The sequence below is a fragment of the Kushneria aurantia DSM 21353 genome, assembly GCF_000382245.1.
GTDB lineage: Bacteria > Pseudomonadota > Gammaproteobacteria > Pseudomonadales > Halomonadaceae > Kushneria > Kushneria aurantia.
The window spans coordinates 36,844-53,694 of sequence record NZ_KB907863.1; the positions used below are offsets into that span (position 1 = coordinate 36,844).

At 61.3% G+C, this 16,851-nt stretch carries 23 protein-coding genes, 1 tRNA gene and 1 riboswitch; of the genes, 12 read left to right on the plus strand and 12 right to left on the minus strand.

Going from position 1 to position 16,851, the window contains the following annotated elements; genetic code table 11:
• Positions 1 to 102: 102 nt before the first annotated feature.
• A riboswitch (cobalamin riboswitch) is annotated at positions 103 to 318 on the minus strand.
• A 92-nt stretch (positions 319 to 410) separates the two neighbouring features.
• The 11 genes from cobT (at position 411) to H146_RS0101835 (ending at position 7,841) form a co-directional block, all read left to right on the plus strand.
• Entirely contained in the window at positions 411 to 1,448 is a 1,038-nt protein-coding gene (gene cobT / locus H146_RS0101785; protein ID WP_019950133.1) for a nicotinate-nucleotide--dimethylbenzimidazole phosphoribosyltransferase, read from the plus strand.
• A 38-nt stretch (positions 1,449 to 1,486) separates the two neighbouring features.
• The gene (gene cobS, locus H146_RS0101790; RefSeq protein WP_019950134.1) at positions 1,487 to 2,257 is read left to right on the plus strand and encodes an adenosylcobinamide-GDP ribazoletransferase; all 771 of its coding nucleotides are present in this window, start codon (positions 1,487 to 1,489) and stop codon (positions 2,255 to 2,257) included.
• Positions 2,258 to 2,263: 6 nt separating this feature from the next.
• Complete coding sequence (cobU, locus tag H146_RS0101795; protein ID WP_019950135.1) at positions 2,264 to 2,788, plus strand: bifunctional adenosylcobinamide kinase/adenosylcobinamide-phosphate guanylyltransferase; 525 nt, start codon at positions 2,264 to 2,266, stop codon at positions 2,786 to 2,788.
• On the plus strand, positions 2,781 to 3,410 hold the full coding sequence (locus H146_RS18145) for a histidine phosphatase family protein (protein WP_019950136.1): 630 nt from the start codon (positions 2,781 to 2,783) through the stop codon (positions 3,408 to 3,410). The genes cobU and H146_RS18145 overlap by 8 nt, the downstream gene beginning before the upstream one ends.
• 26 nt (positions 3,411 to 3,436) lie before the next feature.
• The gene (cbiB, locus tag H146_RS0101805) at positions 3,437 to 4,378 is read left to right on the plus strand and encodes an adenosylcobinamide-phosphate synthase CbiB (protein ID WP_033195360.1); all 942 of its coding nucleotides are present in this window, start codon (positions 3,437 to 3,439) and stop codon (positions 4,376 to 4,378) included.
• Positions 4,379 to 4,410: 32 nt separating this feature from the next.
• Positions 4,411 to 5,475 (plus strand): threonine-phosphate decarboxylase, encoded by a 1,065-nt coding sequence (locus tag H146_RS18150; protein WP_019950138.1) that lies wholly within the window; start codon positions 4,411 to 4,413, stop codon positions 5,473 to 5,475.
• A complete protein-coding gene (gene bluB, locus H146_RS0101815; protein WP_019950139.1) occupies positions 5,472 to 6,119 on the plus strand; it encodes a 5,6-dimethylbenzimidazole synthase in 648 nt (215 codons plus the stop codon). Before H146_RS18150 ends, bluB begins: the two co-directional genes overlap by 4 nt.
• 119 nt (positions 6,120 to 6,238) lie before the next feature.
• Positions 6,239 to 6,790, plus strand: coding sequence for a hypothetical protein (locus H146_RS0101820; protein ID WP_019950140.1), 552 nt, complete (start codon positions 6,239 to 6,241; stop codon positions 6,788 to 6,790).
• Between the two features lie 43 nt (positions 6,791 to 6,833).
• The gene (locus H146_RS0101825; protein WP_019950141.1) at positions 6,834 to 6,989 is read left to right on the plus strand and encodes a YqaE/Pmp3 family membrane protein; all 156 of its coding nucleotides are present in this window, start codon (positions 6,834 to 6,836) and stop codon (positions 6,987 to 6,989) included.
• Positions 6,990 to 7,026: 37 nt separating this feature from the next.
• Positions 7,027 to 7,671: a metallophosphoesterase gene (locus H146_RS0101830; protein WP_019950142.1), complete on the plus strand. Its 645-nt coding sequence runs from the start codon at positions 7,027 to 7,029 to the stop codon at positions 7,669 to 7,671.
• 93 nt (positions 7,672 to 7,764) lie between these two features.
• A tRNA-Pro gene (locus H146_RS0101835) sits at positions 7,765 to 7,841 on the plus strand.
• A gap of 86 nt (positions 7,842 to 7,927) precedes the next feature.
• Here the strand turns inward: H146_RS0101835 and H146_RS0101840 are convergent.
• The 5 genes from H146_RS0101840 to H146_RS21820 all read right to left on the minus strand — a co-directional run bounded on the left by H146_RS0101840 (position 7,928) and on the right by H146_RS21820 (position 11,090).
• Entirely contained in the window at positions 7,928 to 9,061 is a 1,134-nt protein-coding gene (locus tag H146_RS0101840; RefSeq protein WP_019950143.1) for a tyrosine-type recombinase/integrase, read from the minus strand.
• Position 9,062: 1 nt separating this feature from the next.
• Positions 9,063 to 9,275, minus strand: coding sequence for a hypothetical protein (locus tag H146_RS0101845; protein WP_019950144.1), 213 nt, complete (start codon positions 9,273 to 9,275; stop codon positions 9,063 to 9,065).
• Positions 9,276 to 9,432: 157 nt separating this feature from the next.
• Complete coding sequence (locus H146_RS0101850; RefSeq protein WP_019950145.1) at positions 9,433 to 9,672, minus strand: hypothetical protein; 240 nt, start codon at positions 9,670 to 9,672, stop codon at positions 9,433 to 9,435.
• 48 nt (positions 9,673 to 9,720) lie between these two features.
• Positions 9,721 to 10,563, minus strand: coding sequence for a DNA adenine methylase (locus H146_RS0101855; RefSeq protein ID WP_019950146.1), 843 nt, complete (start codon positions 10,561 to 10,563; stop codon positions 9,721 to 9,723).
• Positions 10,560 to 11,090: a hypothetical protein gene (locus H146_RS21820; protein WP_026351683.1), complete on the minus strand. Its 531-nt coding sequence runs from the start codon at positions 11,088 to 11,090 to the stop codon at positions 10,560 to 10,562. Before H146_RS21820 ends, H146_RS0101855 begins: the two co-directional genes overlap by 4 nt.
• A gap of 83 nt (positions 11,091 to 11,173) precedes the next feature.
• Here H146_RS21820 and H146_RS0101865 point away from each other — a divergent pair, with 83 nt between their 5' ends.
• Positions 11,174 to 11,410 (plus strand): hypothetical protein, encoded by a 237-nt coding sequence (locus tag H146_RS0101865; RefSeq protein WP_019950147.1) that lies wholly within the window; start codon positions 11,174 to 11,176, stop codon positions 11,408 to 11,410.
• A 259-nt stretch (positions 11,411 to 11,669) separates the two neighbouring features.
• Here H146_RS0101865 and H146_RS0101870 read toward each other — a convergent pair whose 3' ends face one another.
• The 7 genes from H146_RS0101870 to H146_RS20525 all read right to left on the minus strand — a co-directional run bounded on the left by H146_RS0101870 (position 11,670) and on the right by H146_RS20525 (position 16,850).
• Complete coding sequence (locus H146_RS0101870; RefSeq protein WP_019950148.1) at positions 11,670 to 12,101, minus strand: hypothetical protein; 432 nt, start codon at positions 12,099 to 12,101, stop codon at positions 11,670 to 11,672.
• A 325-nt stretch (positions 12,102 to 12,426) separates the two neighbouring features.
• A complete protein-coding gene (locus H146_RS22275) occupies positions 12,427 to 13,467 on the minus strand; it encodes a RecT family recombinase (RefSeq protein WP_019950149.1) in 1,041 nt (346 codons plus the stop codon).
• Positions 13,464 to 14,570, minus strand: coding sequence for a YqaJ viral recombinase family nuclease (locus H146_RS0101880; protein ID WP_019950150.1), 1,107 nt, complete (start codon positions 14,568 to 14,570; stop codon positions 13,464 to 13,466). Before H146_RS0101880 ends, H146_RS22275 begins: the two co-directional genes overlap by 4 nt.
• A gap of 68 nt (positions 14,571 to 14,638) precedes the next feature.
• Positions 14,639 to 14,899 carry a hypothetical protein gene (locus H146_RS18155; RefSeq protein ID WP_019950151.1) on the minus strand — a complete coding sequence of 87 codons (261 nt, stop codon included), beginning with the start codon at positions 14,897 to 14,899 and terminating at the stop codon, positions 14,639 to 14,641.
• A complete protein-coding gene (locus tag H146_RS0101890) occupies positions 14,896 to 15,108 on the minus strand; it encodes a hypothetical protein (protein WP_019950152.1) in 213 nt (70 codons plus the stop codon). The genes H146_RS18155 and H146_RS0101890 overlap by 4 nt, the downstream gene beginning before the upstream one ends.
• Positions 15,101 to 15,268 carry a hypothetical protein gene (locus tag H146_RS21160; RefSeq protein ID WP_156826654.1) on the minus strand — a complete coding sequence of 56 codons (168 nt, stop codon included), beginning with the start codon at positions 15,266 to 15,268 and terminating at the stop codon, positions 15,101 to 15,103. Before H146_RS21160 ends, H146_RS0101890 begins: the two co-directional genes overlap by 8 nt.
• 478 nt (positions 15,269 to 15,746) lie before the next feature.
• The gene (locus H146_RS20525; protein ID WP_026351685.1) at positions 15,747 to 16,850 is read right to left on the minus strand and encodes a helix-turn-helix domain-containing protein; all 1,104 of its coding nucleotides are present in this window, start codon (positions 16,848 to 16,850) and stop codon (positions 15,747 to 15,749) included.
• Position 16,851: the final 1 nt, after the last annotated feature.

A 16,851-nucleotide genomic window follows, 5' to 3' on the forward strand; every position in this document is an offset into this window, starting at 1 on the left:
CAACGAATAACCGACGCCGGCCCTGGCCCCTCGGGAGGCGAACTGCCGAAGTGAAATCTGTAACATGCTGACTCCTGCGTATCGACCCGTACGCATGGTTGAAAAGGATAATATCGCCGGGCCGGTCTCCGGGCTGACGAGCAGGAGGGGGCGCCTCCACGCGCGAAGTGCCTTCCCGGTAACCTCACCGGTGGCGTCGGCTTCGCGCTGTCTCGATCACCGTTGCGGGGACAGCAGTGAAATCGCATCACTTTCCCGATTATCCCGGCCTGCGACGAGCTGTCGAAGGCGCGGGCACCCGAGCGACCTCAATCCTGAGCGGCGCGAGGGTGGGCGTCAAGCCATGGTCGTTGCTGTCGTTCGAGCGGCCTGGTAATGTCCGCGCACCCGCTCTCCATCGAGTCGAGCCGATGACATTCGATATTACCCCGCTGAGCCGCGACGCTGACGTCGACATCCGCCGCCGCATCGACGCCAGACTCAAGCCGCCCGGCGCGCTGGGCGAGCTGGAAACGCTCGCCCTGCAGCTGGTGCGACTGTTGGGCGACAGTCAGCCGCAACTGACATCACCCACGCTGTTGCTGTTCGCCGGCGACCACGGGGTGGTCACCGAGGGGGTGTCGGTCGCCGGTGCCGAGGTGACGGCTCTGATGGTGTCGCGTTTCGGAGCCGGCGACGCCTCGGTCAATGTGTTCTGCCGCCAGGCGCAGATGGCACTGCGGGTCATCGACTGCGGCATCGTGACCCCGCCGGCAGCGCAGGCATGGCTCACCGATGCGCGTCTGGGCGCCGGTACCGCGCCGCTACACCGCGAGGCCGCGATGTCCCTCGCGCAACTGGATGAGGGGCTGGCCAACGGCCGCCGGCTGGCGCACGAACAGCATCACCGCGGCAGTAATCTGATCGCGCTGGGGGAGATGGGGATCGGCAATACCACCAGCGCCAGCGCCCTGATGGCGGCGCTGACCCGGCTGCCGGTATCGGCCTGCGTCGGTGATGGCAGTGGCATCGACGCCGACACCTACAGGCGCAAGCGCGATATCGTGACGCAGGCACTGGCCCGCCACGCCGCGGTGCTGGACAGCCCGCGTGACTCACTGGCAGCGCTGGGCGGCTTCGAGATCGTCACCATGGTGGGCGCCATTCTGGGTGCCGCGGAGTGCGGCATGGCGGTACTGGTGGATGGCTTTATTACCACCGTGGCGGCGTGCTACGCCTGCCGCCTCTACCCGGCGACGCGGGACTACCTGATCTTCGCCCACTGCGGCAGCGAGCGTGGCCATCGGGCGTTGCTCGATGAACTCGAGGCGCGGCCGCTGCTGTCGCTGCAGTTGCGCATGGGCGAGGGCGCCGGTGCGGCGCTGGCGCTGCCGCTGCTGCGCTCGGCGCTGGCCTTTTACAATGAGATGGCCTCGTTTGCGGATGTGGGGCTCGATCTCTCTTCCTGATTTATACCGTTATCTTCAGATGACTTGAAAAGAGTACTATGCAGACACAGTGGCAGTGGTTCTGCCTTGCCATCACCTTTCTGACCCGAATTCCCCTACCTGTCAGGGGAGAGGTCGACAATGAGGCGCTGGCGCGCTGTCAGCGCTGGTTTGCCCTGGCAGGCGCGCTGATCGGCGTGCTGGCGGCAAGTATCTACCTGCTGGCCGCGCTGCTCTGGCCGCTGCCGGTGGCAGCGCTGATCACCCTGGTGGCGCTGCTGCTGCTGACCGGCGGACTGCACGAGGATGGCCTTGCCGACTGCGCCGACGGCATCGGTGGCGCCCGCGATGTGGGGGCGCGGCTGGCGATCATGAAAGACAGTCGGGTGGGCAGCTATGGCGTGCTGGCGCTGGTGGTCAGTTTCGTTGGACGCCTGCTGCTGCTGGGCGCGCTGTCGCCGGCACTGGCGGCGGTCGCACTGATCGCGGCACACTGCCTGAGCCGGGCACTGGCAGCGCTTTTGATGGGGGCGCTGCCCTATCTGCGCCGTGACGAGAGCAGTCGGGTAAGGGCGATGACCGGGGCGCAGCGGCCCAGCGACCGACGCTGGCTGATCGGCGTGGCGCTGGCGGTCGCGCTGGCCGCACTGGGGCCGTCGACCGCTCTGGTGGTGCTGGCGGTTACCGGCCTGGTGGGTGGGCTCGCGTGGCTTTTTTTCCGTCGTCAGCTGGGCGGCGTTACCGGTGACGCCCTGGGGGCGGCCCAGCAGGTGAGCGAGTTGGCCGTTTATCTGACGCTGACGGCGCTTTTTCCCTACCGAGATTTTTAACAGGCGATGAAAGAACTGATTCTGGGTGGCGCTCGCAGTGGCAAGAGCGCCTTCGCCGAGCGGCTGGCGCAGCGCAGCGGCCTTGCGGTGACCTACATCGCCACCGCCGAGGTGGGCGAAGACAGCGAGATGCGCGCGCGCATCGCAGCACATCGGCGGCGACGACCGGCGCACTGGGCGCTGGAGGAGACGCCGCGGCAATTGGGGGAAACCCTCAAGCGCTGCGCGGCGCCGGGGCGCCTCGTGCTGATTGACTGTCTGACGCTATGGCTGACCAATCTGCTGCTGGCCGAGGAGGGGCGCATGGCCAATGAACTCGAACGCTTCGAGCAGGCGCTGGCGGCGGCACCCGGCCCGGTGCTGCTGGTCAGCAACGAGGTGGGGCAGGGCGTGGTGCCGATAGACGCCCTGTCACGGCGTTTCGTCGATGAAACCGGGCAGCTGCATCAGCGCCTGGCGCAGCAGTGCGAGCGGGTCTGGTGGGTGGTCGCGGGCCTGCCCCAGCGGCTCAAGGGGCCGACCGATGAGTGACTTCATCACCCTGACCATCGACTGCCTGCGCCACGGCCGCTGTGAAGGACCCGAGCAGACTCTGCGCGGTCGTGCCGACGTGGCGCTGACAGCGGCTGGTCGCGATGCCATGCTGGCGGCGGGGCGGCGGCTGACCCCTGCCGGGTGCATTATCACCTCGCCGCTCGCGCGCTGTCGCGCGGTGGCCGACGCTCTCGCTGCAGAGTGGGGCACGCCGCTGGAGTGTCTGGCCGATATCGCCGAGATGGATTTCGGCGACTGGGACGGTGTTCCCACCGACACCCTGCTGGAACACGACCGCGAAAGGCTGGAAGCCTTCTGGCACGACCCGGCACAGCAGCCCCCACCGCAGGGTGAGCACTACGGTGCCTTTCTGGCACGTATCGAACGCGGCTGGCAGTCCATTATCGCACTGGCCATGGCGCACCGCGTCGAGCATCTACTGGTATGCAGCCATGCCGGTGTGATCAAGAGCTGGGTAGCGCTGCGGCTGGGTATGGCAACGTCACGGGCACGGCATTTGTACAAACTGCAGCTGCCCTACGCCGGAGTGGTGCGCTTTCAGGTGAGTATCAACCAGCGCAGTGGTGAACGCTTCGAGCAGCTCTGTAGGGTTTGCTGAATCTCGATGTTATACCGTTATCTATTATGTTGGTAACAACACTAACAGCACTGTTTCTCGATCGGTTGTGGGGAGAACCCCGGCGCTTTCACCCGCTGGTATGGCTGGGGCGGTGGGCCGACCGGGTCGAGGCCGTGTTATACGCCGAGCAGGCCGGAAAACATCAGGCCATTGCGCGTGGCGCTTTCGCCTGGCTGGGCGTCACGCTGCCACCCGTGGCGCTGGCGTTCATGCTCGATAACCGGCTTTCCGGGCTGTGGCATACGCTGTTTGCCGCTCTGATGGTTTATCTGGCGATCGGCTGGCGCAGCCTGAAAGAGCATGCCGAGCGGGTTATGGCGCCGCTGGTGCAGCAGGACATCGCCGAGGCGCGGCGCCAGCTGTCGATGATGGTGAGTCGTGATGTCGATACTCTTGAAGAGCCGCAAATCGCGCTGGCGACCTGCGAGTCGGTGCTGGAAAACGGCAGCGACGCCATTTTCGCCGCGCTTTTCTGGTTTGCAGTGGCCGGCGTACCCGGCGTGGTGCTGTACCGCACGGCCAATACGCTGGATGCCATGTGGGGCTATCGCAACGCTCGCTATCGCTATTTCGGTCGCGTAGCGGCACGCCTCGATGACCTGCTCAACTGGCTGCCGGCGCGACTGACGGCGTTGAGCTATGCGCTGGCCGGCTGGCATCGCAAGGCGTCGCGCAGCCGGCTGCGTCAGGCGCTGCGCTGCTGGAGAGAGCAGGGCGGCGGCTGGAAAAGTCCCAATGCCGGGCCGGTGATGGCCGCCGGCGCCGGCGCCCTCGGCGTGCGGCTGGGTGGGCCGAGCCGCTATCACGGCACACTGCAGCCACGCCCGGTGCTGGGCGCCGGGGCAACGCCTGACGCCAACGCCATCCGCCGCGCCTGCCGGCTGCTTGATCGCGCGCTGCTGATCTGGGTAGTCTGGCTGGCACTCATCACGCTACTGCTGTCATGACCCGAGATTACGCCCTGCCGTCGGAGCGACCTGTGCACGGTGGTGACCTGGCCACTGCCAGCGCGCGTTTCGGCATTGCACGTCAGCGCTGGCTGGATCTCTCCACCGGTATCAATCCCTGGCCGTATCCGATCACGCCCATTACCGCCGCAGACTGCCGCGCCCTGCCGGACGACGGCACCGCGCTTGTCGAGGCGGCACGCGATTACTATCTGCCGGCTGCTCACGAAAGGCTCGGTATACTGCCTGTACCTGGCAGTCAGTGGGCAATCGAGCGGCTGCCCGGGCTTTTTGAGCGCGGCGGCGTGGCGCTGCCGCATATCGGCTATCGCGAGCACGCCTGGCGCTGGCAGCAGGCCGGCCATCGGCCCTGGTTCTACAACCCCGATGACCTCCTCGATGGAGGCTTTAACATCGCACAGGCTGACGATCTGCGCGCCATGGTGGTGGTCAACCCCAACAATCCGGGCGGCCAGCATCACACACCACGGGCGCTGACCGCGCTGGCGCAGGCTCTCAGGCCGCGCGGGGCGCTGCTGATTGTCGATGAAGCCTTTGCCGATAGTGCGCCCGCTATCAGTCTGCTGCCGACGCTGCCGGACAACGTGCTGGTGCTGCGTTCGCTGGGCAAGTTTTTCGGTCTTGCCGGGCTGCGGCTGGGCTTCGCCATCGGTCAAGGCGGGGCGGATACGCCGCTTGAGCGGCTGACGGGGCAGTCCGGCCCCTGGATGATCAGCGCGCCGGCGCAGCGAGGGGGAGGCGAGGCGCTACGCGATCGCGACTGGCAGGCGACGATGCGTCAGCGTCTCGACGCGGCCTCGCAACACCAGGGCGACTGGCTGACCGAGCGGCTGGGCCAGGAGGTACAGTACCGGCGCCGCAGCGCGCTCTTCAACGCCTTCGATATGCTGCCGCAGCGGGCGCTTGACTGGCATCGGCGGCTGGCCGAGCAGGGGGTGCTGACGCGGCTGTGGCCGGTCGATACGTCGCTGTCGCTGCTGCGCATCGGGCTGCATGATGGCGCGGACGCCAGCTGGCGCCGGCTGGATGAGGCGTTTCGCTATGCAGCGGATGCCGCCATCGAGGATATTCCATGAACCGTCACGCCTACACTGACCGCGAACGTGAGGCGATCTATCGCGCCATTCGCGAACGCCGCGACATGCGCCACTTCCTGCCCGATCCGGTCGACGAGGCGGTGCTGTCACGCCTGCTGGAAGCCGCCCGGCAGGCCCCCAGCGTCGGCTATATGCAGCCCTGGCGCTTCGTCAGGGTGCGCGACGCCACCCTGCGCGAGCAGATTGCCGCTCTGGTGGACGCGGAGCGTCGGGCCACCGCCGAGGCGCTCGATGAGCGCCGCGATGACTTTCTGCGCCTCAAGGTGGAGGGGATTCGTGACTGTCCCGAGCTGTGGGTAGTGGCCTTGTGCGGCGAGCGCGAACGCTATGTTTTCGGCCGCCGCACCATGGCAGAGATGGATCTCGCCTCGGCCAGCTGCGCCATCCAGAACCTGTGGCTGGCCGCGCGCGCCGAAGGTATCGGCGTCGGCTGGGTGTCGCTGTTCGAGCCGGACGCGCTGGCACGCCTGATTGAGGCGCCACCGGGCGCCGTCCCCATCGCACTGCTCTGTATCGGCCACGTCGAGGCATTTTACGCCGCGCCCATGCTGGAGCAGGTGGGATGGGACAGCCGTCGCCATCCCGATGAGCTGATCAGCATTGACCGCTGGCCGGGGGCATAACTGACACTCCAGGCGATATCGACGGCAACTTTCTACCACTTCTGCTGGTCTACACTCTGTACGCCTCGGGTTATTATATTGAAAGGCGTTCTTCCGTGACCATTTCCGAGAGGTCCCTTATGTTGATCGTACGCAAGGGTATCGCCGTACTGGCGATTGCGGGCACCGCGCTGGCGCTTTCCGGCTGTGCCGGTTCAGCGCCGCGTGAACAGTCGCCGTCCGCCGATACAAACACGAATATCACTGCGAGCAGCAGCGCTCCCGAACAGCACTACGCGGGCTATCGCAACACCGATGCCGGCTACACCTTCATGTATCCCGAGAACTGGCAGGGCTATATCGTTCAGGACGATACGCTGGAGTGGCGACACGGGCGCCTTGATGCCGAAAACGTGATGGTGTTCTTCTACAAGGATTTCGAGCGCAACAGCGAGCCGGTACCGCTGCTGGCCCTGGCGGTCTACTCGAAAGCGGACTGGGCCGAGCTGCAGAACCGTAGCCTCGACCGTCACGGCGAAGACGTCGGTCATGCGGTCGGCGTGAAGGGAGACCGGGTGCTGGTGGCCTACATCAACAATCACAATCCTTACGATCCGCGCTCACCGATGGGGCAAGAGTTCGCCAGCCGCGTGCCCACCCCCGAGCAGGTAGCCGGCGCCATCAGTTGGTAACGCCTCTGCCGGGCGATTTTGTATCGCCCGGCCTTTTTCCCCCATGGATCCGATTTCGCTGGTTGTGCTCTCTTTTCTGATGCCGCCGCTGGCCGTGTATCTGGCGGTGGGCATCACTGATCCTTTCTGGCTCAATCTGCTGCTGACGCTGATGGGATTCGTACCCGGTGTGATTCACGCCCTGATCGTGGTGACATGACGCCAGCGTTCGCCTTCCGATAACCCGGAGCCCTACAATGCCAAGGCAATTCGAGCGCAACACCCGCGGCCATGATTATGTCGTCGGCGATCTGCACGGCCATTTCGAGCTTCTGGAGCAAGCGCTTGATGATGTGAACTTCAGGCCCGACAGAGACCGCCTGTTCAGCGTCGGCGATTTGATCGACCGCGGCCCACAGTCGATGCGCTGCCTGGAACTGGTACATGAGCCCTGGTTTAACGCCGTTTGCGGTAATCACGAGTCGATGGCGCAGCGGGCGCTGCTTGAAGACCAGTGGGGGCTGTGGCTGCTGAACGGCGGCGACTGGTCACAGCAATTCGAAACCGACGAGCTGCGCCAACGACTCAGTGACGCCATACAGAAGATGCCACTGGCAATGGAGATCGACACGGTTCACGGCCCGGTCGGTATCGTTCATGCCGAACCGCCGGCCGACTGGGCCAATATCGGTGAAGCGCCACATGAGCTGCTGCTGTGGTCGCGCCAGCGCGTCGAATCCCGCACCGTTACACCGATCGCCAATATCACGGCGGTCGTGGTAGGCCACACCCCGGTCACCGCGCCGCTGATGCTCGGTAACGTGCGCAACATCGACCTTGGTTCCTTCTTCAGCGGCCGTATCTGCATGGAGCGCCTTGATGACATTGCTGCCATGGTATGAGTACGCCACGCCGTGAATAGAGCGCTGGGCTTTCCTTTTGCAGAACAGTGCTGTAGGATACGCCTCGTTCTCGCCGATGTAGTGAGGGCGCGTCGGGACGTAGCGCAGTTTGGTAGCGCGCCACAATGGGGTTGTGGAGGTCGCTGGTTCGAATCCAGTCGTCCCGACCAAAAGATATTTTAAATCAGCCGCTTATGGTTAAACACCATGGCGGCTTTTTTGTGGAGATAAAATAGAGATAAAAAAGAGAGAAAATTCACTCTCCCAGCAGTGCGTTCAAATCAAGCGTTGCCCCCTTTGCTTCATGCCACCGAGTGCCGTGGCCATCCAAATAGTGCCTCGTCATCTCTACGTCTGCATGCCCCATCAGCACCTGAATATCCGCCTCCGGCACGCCGGCATCCTCGAGCAGATGGGAGCCCAGCGACCGCACTTCGTGAAAAGTGGGTCGCTCCTCTGGCTTGAGCCGCTTTATCTCCGGCAACTGATCCCGCAGCCTTGCAAACTCCCGCGAGATCATGTTGCCCGATACCATGGCCCAGTGATCCCGTGATCGACGTATCTGAGCTGTCACGCGATATGGAACACGATGCACGACATAGGGGGATAGGGGAGACACCTCTCTGCTACGGGCAATAACGTCTTCGATAGCAGGCGTCATTTGGATGGCGACATTGGCTGTCGCAGATCGACCGGCCGTTTTCTGGCGAACGTACCTGAGCCTGCCATCTACGATGTGGTCATAACGCATAGCCGTGACCTCGGCACGACCCATGCAGCAGATCAGCGCCAGTTCCAGCGCTATGCGAAACCAGGGTTCTGCCAATTCATGAATAGCGCGGTATTGGCCGCGCGTCAGGCGCTGCCTATTCTTCTTGTAGCTGACATCTGATTTTGCTGTCGGGGTAACCGGATTGGCGTCGACCCATCCTTTGGTGCGTGCAAACTCGAAAATCTGCGACAAAACGGAGCGGTGCTGCACATAGGCGTTTGCCAAAAAACTTTCGTCCAGGTAGGACGCGCACCAGCGAGTATCAATTTGCGAAAGCTCGGTATCGCCTCGATCTTTTATAAGCCGGTTGATGACGTAGTGTTTGTTGAGACGACTGCTCTCTTTCAGCTTCGGATTCTGCTCGACGCGCTCCTTGAAAAAGGATTCGGCGGCAGCCGACAGGGTGATGCCGGCACGCCCTTCGACCCTGGCGACCAGATCGTCACCCTTCATCAACCGAGCATTAAGAATCCGCGCCGCGGCTTGCGCTTTCACTTTGTCGCTTCCCATGCCGTGGCGCTTACCGGTCACCGGATTGCGATAGGAAAAGCTGACGCCATTGAAATACAGGTTAGGCTCCAGCCCTTTATGTCGCTTTGAACGCGGCCGTGATGCCATGTCATGCTCCTTTCTTCATGCTGGCCAGCACCTGGTCGGCAAGATCGTTTCCTGTCTGATTCTGTTCTGCGTCGATGTCGACGTACCAGCTGGCGCCGATTTTCTTTGCCGGCAGATCGCCGTTGCGACATAGCTTGCGCAGCAGACTGTCAGATGGCCCCTGACCTTCAAAACGTCGAGCCTTCCACTCGTCCAGCCGAATCAATTTACCCATGGTCTTCTCCTTTTGGTCGGCCTGACAGGGCCGGTCGCCAAGCGTAAAAAAGCCGCTTGGAGCGGCGTGTTAATTTTTTCGAGCCTTTGGTAGAGGCGCATTATCGGGATATATCGCGCCAACCGAACCGTCTTGGCGAGCGGCTGCTTTAATACCATCATTCATCAACGCTCCTGAGTACTGTCAGCAGTTTCAGTCCATCATCGACGGGCAGGGTGCCTGCCGCGCAGGCCTTTGCCCGCTCAATCGCGCGGCGCAGGCGGTGGATGTCACTTTCAGCGCGTTCCAGCTGATCGCCCAGCGCTGCCTTCTCGTCTTCCAGTTCGTCGTTGCGCTGCATCACCGCATCGCAGATAGCGCACTCGGCGGTGCATTGCGCAGCCTGTGTTATTGCCATGAACACTCCTGTCAGGCAGCTTCAGGGGTAGGCCCGTGAATAGGTAGATCAGGCGCTGGCGAAGATATCGCGCTGGCGCTGTTGTTCGGCGGTACGGGGAGAAACCCAGAGACATTCGGTGCGGCTGACACTACCCATTCGGCTGGATCCCGAAGTTGGTAGCGAAAACTGTGTCCAGCCGCTCAGGCGATTGTTGTAGAGCACCGAGTCATAGCCGCTCATCACGACCATGCCGCCAAGTCGACGCACCGCCTCAAGCAATTCTTCGTGATCTTCAACAGTCATCTCGTGCCGGTAGTAGCGCGAGCTGCCTTGAGAGCGCGTTTCAGGCAGGTAGGGCGGATCGATATAGTGCAGCGTTTCTTTGCTGTCGTGCTGCAGCATCACATCGATCGCGGGTCGATTTTCAATCACCACGCGGCGAAAGCGCTCAGCAAATTCCGGTATCGCGTCAGCAACGCGAGCCCAGGCGTGTGCCACGCCCAGATAGACGCCATCCGGGCGCGTAAACGTTCGCATTCCTGAATTGCCACGAGTGGCCCCGGCAGAGCCGAAGCTGGCCCAGGCGCGGAGCAGGGTGCGCCTTGCTTGCTCGACAGGGGCTTCAGTTTGTTCCTGCGACAGATTGAGCTCTGAGCGGGCGAAGGGCGTGAAACGGCAAAGTTCTACCAGGCGCTCAGCCAGGGCGCGATCGCGCAGCACACGAAATACGTTGACGATCTCTCCATCGAGATCGTTGTAAACCTCTGCTGACGAAGGTGGCTTCTGCAACAGAACACCTGCAGCGCCGCCATAAGGCTCGACATATACCCGGTGCTTTGGAAAGTGCTGAATAACCCACTTTGCAATTCGCCACTTACCGCCGTGGTAGCGCATGATGGGGTGATTCACGCGGCCTCCCGTTGCTCGCCGTTGGCTGCGAAAACCGCTCGAGCAAAACCCGGCGGGGTGGCACTGCGGATGTTGCCGCGTTCGTCACCCGGTGCGCATTTATGGATTCGATCGTCCGGTATCTCATCGCCGACGAATGGATATTCAGGGGGCATGACGAATCCATTACCCGACCACAGGCAGGTTTTTTTGACGTAGTTATCGCCCGGATGCCACCCGATGTGCGGCCGCTCGTTGCCGGCTGCGGCCTGGATGTCGGCAGGCGTGGCCTCTCTCCAATCTGCCGGTGGCTCGGCGCCGTGAAAGGCGGTGTACTGGTCCCGGTCGAACAGGTCGAGCACCGTTCCCGGGGTGCCGGTCAGTTTGCCGAAGTCGGCGATAGCCGCCGGGTCGGAGTCGATACCGCCAATGCAGCGGAATCGGGCTTCCATGGTACCGACTCGGGCATGCCCGCGGTTGAAGCCAGCGGCACCGCCGCCGAGGCCGCAAAAAAGGTGGAAGTGACGGATATCGCGGGATTCAATCATGGTAGCTCCAAAAAGCGGCTGTGCATGCGTGGCCGGTGAGGGTAAGTTGAAGGTTCATTTGCTGAGAGTTATGAGTGACAGAGATGAACAACGAGACTTACACCAATGAGTACGAAGGTCGCGAATACACCGTTTTCGTACAGGAAATCAGGCATCCCAGCGGGGAAGCGTCGGCTTGGAAAGTCAGCTGCCGTGTCCAGAACAGGAATGGAGAATGGCTGCCGGAACGTGAAGAGAGGGAAAAAGGCGCTTCAAGCAAACAGGAAGCCATTCGAATCGGGGAAACGCTTGCCAAAGTGCTGATTGACTCCCAGCGCTAAGCTGAAATGTGTAGCTGACGCCCGACCGAGGCCGGACGCTGGCGGCCGCGTTAAGTTGCTGGCGCAGGCTGTGCCGTCATCGTCGTTGTCGATATAGTTGGAATGGCCTTGCGAACGCCCACGCTGCTGCAAAGAGTGGGGCGAGACAGGCCGCCCCGGTAACTGCCCATATCACCCAGCCAGCAATTGGTTCTCGGTGTCCATGGGTCACTCCAGATCGGGCGGCGCGGGTGGGCTTCTCGTCTCGCTGCGGCTCGCCTCATGCCGAATGCTCCAGCGGTGGCGTCTTGTCCATATGCCGGAACATCTCTGCCAGGCGCTCCTCGCTGGCTTCCTGGAAGCGATGGAAGGCCGCCGTCTTGCAGCCCTCCATGAGCGTCGGCAGCATCTTGTTGAACAGGGCGTCGTCGAGCTGGAACCACTCGCCCTGGTCGGTGAGGACCGGGATGCGCACCAGGCGCATCCCGGAGCGCTTCTCGGTGACGTTGATCTCGTGCCCCTGGGGCGCCTTCTCAAGCCAGGCGAAGGCCTGGATGGTGCGTCCCGCCATCTCGCCCTCGACCACCTCGGCCGATAGCTCGCCAAAGGCCTTCACCTCGGCGGAGTCCTCGGTGTCGCCATCCAACACTTTGATCAGGCGGATGTTGTTCTCGTCGTCGCCGATGATTCGGCTTGTCTTGTTCAGCTTCATTGTCGTGCCCTCCCGGCTCTTGCCAGCACCTCCGGGTGCTGCTGGGAAATGAGCGGGCCCCTTAGGGCCCGGCGGTGGGTTAGGGGCTGAAGGTGCCCAGCAGGCACTCGCAGCTTTCCAGCTCGCCCTTGATCTTCTTGGCAAACGTTAAGGGTGGTGAGCGCCCCTTGACGCGGTGGCATACGGCGCACGCCTCCCCCTGCCGCAAAGCGCGGTCAACTCGTCCGGCTGCGAGTCATGCCGGGTAGAGCAAGGAGCTCGGGGAATCGTGCGCTGCGCCGGTTATGGCCCACCGGGCAGCTGGGGCTGATGCGTCAGGAGAGGGTTAGCTGCTTTCTGACTGCTGGCGCAGCTGCTGCACGCGACCTTCATAGGCGTGGCGGGCGACACTCTTGTCTTTCTCCGGCAGATGGCGTGCCATGTCGGCAGCTTCATCCAGCTGCTCTTTGTTCTGGGCTTTCTGAATCTGCTCGCAGACATAGGCACAGGTGATCTTGCCGCCCGGGCCGGGGGTGCCGGAATTTTGAGACTGGCCATCGTTTACGGTTTTGGGCTCGTCTGCTTCGTTGGCATAGGTCTGCCCACGTTTCTGGCGTCGCTGGCGCAGCTTGTCCTTGCCGCGAGCGGTGCCACCGGCAGTCCCGCCGCCGACCGTTTTTTCGCCGGATCGCGCCGCGGTGCTGCTCATTTCATCGGGCGTGTAGACGCCGAGGATGACATCGGGGCAGTAAAGGCGAGACCAGCGTTTGATTGCCAAATAGGCCAGTTGCTGCTTGGGGTCGCTTGCCCACAACGTGGAGTTGCGCACCTGTGCCTGCGTCAGCAGTAGATCAAGCACTCGCGGCTCTTCTTCTCCCTTGAGCGTCGCCCATACTTGAATGCCGCATCCTTTCTCGTCTTTAAAGGACCATGCAGGCGCCTGATATTCCTTCCCCTGGTTATTCTTCCGCACTTCGAATTTGCCAATGACGTTTTCCCAGGGGCCATACCACTCATACTCAAGCCGGTTTTCAGTCGGCGCCATGCTGGTAATGACGGCATTGACCAACTGGGCCTCGTAACCCAGCGTGCCGTTGACGAGGTGGGTCTTCTGCGCGACTGCGAACGGATTCATGCGCCACTGGGCAGCCTGCATCACGACCGCCATGCAGTCGCCGGGATTGCCCTGCAGATGCTGAGGCACGGTGGCCTTTCCCCTGGCCATCAGATTCGCCAGCCGCTCCATGTGGTTCATGGCGTCGGTATTGAAAAGCAGGTCCTGAATTCCTTGCCCGGGGGCGCTTCCCGCAGGCGCTTCGGGCAGATGAGTTTCAGGCTCCTGCAGGCCGTTGACGGCCTGCTGCTGGGCTGTCGTTGTCTCGCTCATGCCGCTTCATCCTTTTCGCTGGCCTGCTGCTGTGTTTCGCGCGCCTGGTCAATCAGTTGCTGATCGGCCTTGTTGATTTTGCCGATGCGAACGTCAATAAACTCGGTCGGCGCCACTTCGCTGATATAGCCCTTGCGCTGCTGAACCTTGCGGCTGTAGCGCATGCCATCTCCGAAAAGACCCAACGAAGACGGCCCCATGCGCTCAAGAACGTGCGCCCGCGCCTTGCGTTTGGTGACTTCCAGCTCCTTGATTTCTTCGCGGCAATCGGATTCGACCCTGATCCAGTGCTCGATCCCTGAAAGATCAGCGACGGTACCGTCAGTGCCGGGATAGCGACGCTTGAGGATGTCGATAGCGTTCTTGTGCTCAATATCTATTTCGGGAAGCTCTCCGCGCTTGATCAGCCCCCACAGGTCGGCTTCCGCCTCGATGATCATGCTGATGTACTCGTCATCGCGCAGAATCGGGTAGAAGCGTGTTTCCCAGCCGCCAATGGTCACCACCAGGAACGCCCATTCGTAGCCAGTCACGGCCAGCTGGTGCTGTACCTGGGCTTCATAGTCCTCCGGGATTTCGCCGGTAGAGCACAGGCCGCCGGTTTTTTTCACGTCATCCGGGCGGCCCCAGCCACTGGCAAACTCGACGTTTTTCAGTTCGACCACGCCGGGGCCGGTAACGGTCTCTCCGAAAACCATTTCCAGCCATGCCGACTGTTCCTCGGTCACACCTACCACCCGGCGATCAATGTTGGCCATCATCCATGGCAGGTCTTCATGCGTTGCCATGTAGTTGTGGTTCTGGACATTCAGCCCGGTCTCTGCGGAAAATCGAAGCGCCGTCACCGGCTCCATGACATGGCCCATTTCCATTTTCATACGGCGTCGGTAGCTGGCTTCTTCGTCTTCTTCCCCAATACCCAGCTTGCGCTCGGCAATCTCGTACGCCGTGCGATGCTCACTGATACCGATGGCCGCTGCGGCCTCGCTGGCGCCGATGCCGTAGCCGCGTAGCTCAAGCCAGACATCGCGGTCCATGCCAAGCGTCGAGACCCGCCCCTTTTTGCGCAGCTGTTCCAGTGCGTCCTGAACGGTGATCGTCATGTGATAAACTCCTGTCGGGTTGCGTTTCGTTGTGGTTTCGTTGCCCCGCCCGCTCTGCCAGGCGGGCGTCATTTCAATGCATCGATATAGGCATCGATGTGTTCCTCATCCCGCGCGCCGCGCAGTTCATCTTCGTGCTGCTCGAGGATGGCGATGTCGTCGTTCTCGGTACGCTTTCCGTCCAGCCATGCTGCGGGGCGGCCCCGGCGGTCATAAATGCTGTATTCAATCTCGGGACCGCTCGGCGGCTCGAAAAATGTGCCGGCGTGGTACGGCTCGTAGTGCGTCACTTCGACGATGCAGGGGATGCCCGCGATGCGCGTGTTCATGACGCCCTCCAGATCGGAATGCGAGCCTCTTTCAACCCGTCGCGCCGACGGCGGTACTCCTTGAGTCGTTCGGCATTGGCGTGGTCGAGAAAGCAGTGCCGGCCGGCGAAAGCGGCGTCGCGGGCTTCAAGCGCCAGCCCCGTAGAGTGGGCAGTGCCCAGCCTTGCGCGGGCTATGTCAGCGCTGGTGTACGTCCTTGCGTCAGCCATCGGGAATCCTCCGTTTCACTGCGACCACTTCGGTGGTGGCCGGTAATTTCGCCGCGGCGCGCTTTGCCGCTTTTCTTGTCAGATACGGTGAGCCGGGCAGATCGCAGCGCGGCACGACATGCGGCTCATGTTTTTCACGGACGATGTAGCGAGCGCTCATCCCATACCTCCCTTTGCTCTCTGGCCAGCCGGCGATCATCCAGTAGCTGGTCGATCTGCAGGCGGCGGCGGAATCGCGCGAGCCTTGATTCGGGCGCGCGCTCGGACAGGCCCAGCCGTTGCCGGGCTACTTTTGCGGTATTGGTCATGGCTGGACCTCAAGAAGAAAAAAGCCCGGCAAGGGTGTGGCCGGGCAAGCAGGGGACCGATCCGATGAGGATCGGTGTGGCGCCTCGATGAAGCGCCACGCCGATCGTCACAGCCTGGAAAAAGGGCGGCCGGGAGGCGGCCGCCAAGGGGGCGGAGATGCAGAGGCATCGATGAGCGCTCCCGCCGGCGGGGCGGTGCGGCGAGAACGCTCGTTGATGCGGGCTATTGAAAGGGGGGATTAGGCCTAACCGGGATTGCTTGGTAACATCGGTTCGTCATTGAAATGAAAGCCCGGCTAATTCCGGGCTCTAGCATAGACTGTTTTTCGTTTAGACCAAGGAAAGTTTTGCGCTCTCCGGGCGAGCCGTTTTACGAAGTAATACGCCCTGTATGAGAGTGTCTACTTCATCCTCAGGAAGGTTGTTTTCCTTAGCCAAGTCTGAAAGCGTTTTCCTTTGAGTCATCAAGAGATTAAGCATTTTCTCTAAAATGACTGAACGTTCTTTTTCAATCTCTTCTGGCTCATTTCTTCGATACCCTCTGACGCTGATTTCCTGACATATTGCACGATATCGCCAGTCAGTGAGAATACCTAAGTCAAAGCATTTGCGAGCCAAAGCCGCAACTGATACCCTCCAGCGCTTTTTTGCGTCAATCAACTGGTCCAGGTTTCTTACTATTGGCAAATGATCTTTAACGTCCTCAGGAGGCATTAGAAAATTGGACGCAAATTGATCTGCTTCCTTTTCCTGCCGCCTTATGTTGTCAGGATGGTTTTCTTTGGCGTCAGGATTAGATGCCTCACCATCGCTACCAATATGCATATGCATAATCAAATGCCCTAGCTCATGAGCCAGGTTAAATCGACTGCGCTCAGCAGATTTAGAGTTGTTCAGCATGATATAAGGCTGACTCCCTCGATAGAAGGAATATGCATCGACCATCGAATTGTCTCTGTCAAGTGAGAAAATTCTCATTCCTTTCATCTCCAGAAGCTTTAAGAGATTGGGTATGGGTCGATTGCCTATACCCCAGTAGCTGCGCAAAGCATGTGCTGCTACAGCAGGATCTTCGAATCTCTCATCCGCCAATTTAAAAGTCGGGAGGCTGAAATTCTTGTTCATCCAGTCGTTTAGTGCCAGGGCGAGCGTACCCGCCTGGATTGCACGGTTTCGATCACGAGCAGTTAAAGAAGAAAGATTTCTAAAGCTAACATTCTCTTGCACTAACTGGTCAGATGGCTCATCAAGGAAAAAAGACTTTGGATATTCCAATGCTGCTGCCAAGCTGCCAATGGCTGCATCATCAGGTATATGTTTTCCTTTGATAACCCTCGTCAAGTGCTCTGGTGTAAGTCCAGCTTTGACGGCAAGTTCTTTTTTAGTCAGTCCCCTCCGCTCTCTCGCAATTTCTAAGCTTATGGTGGAGAACATT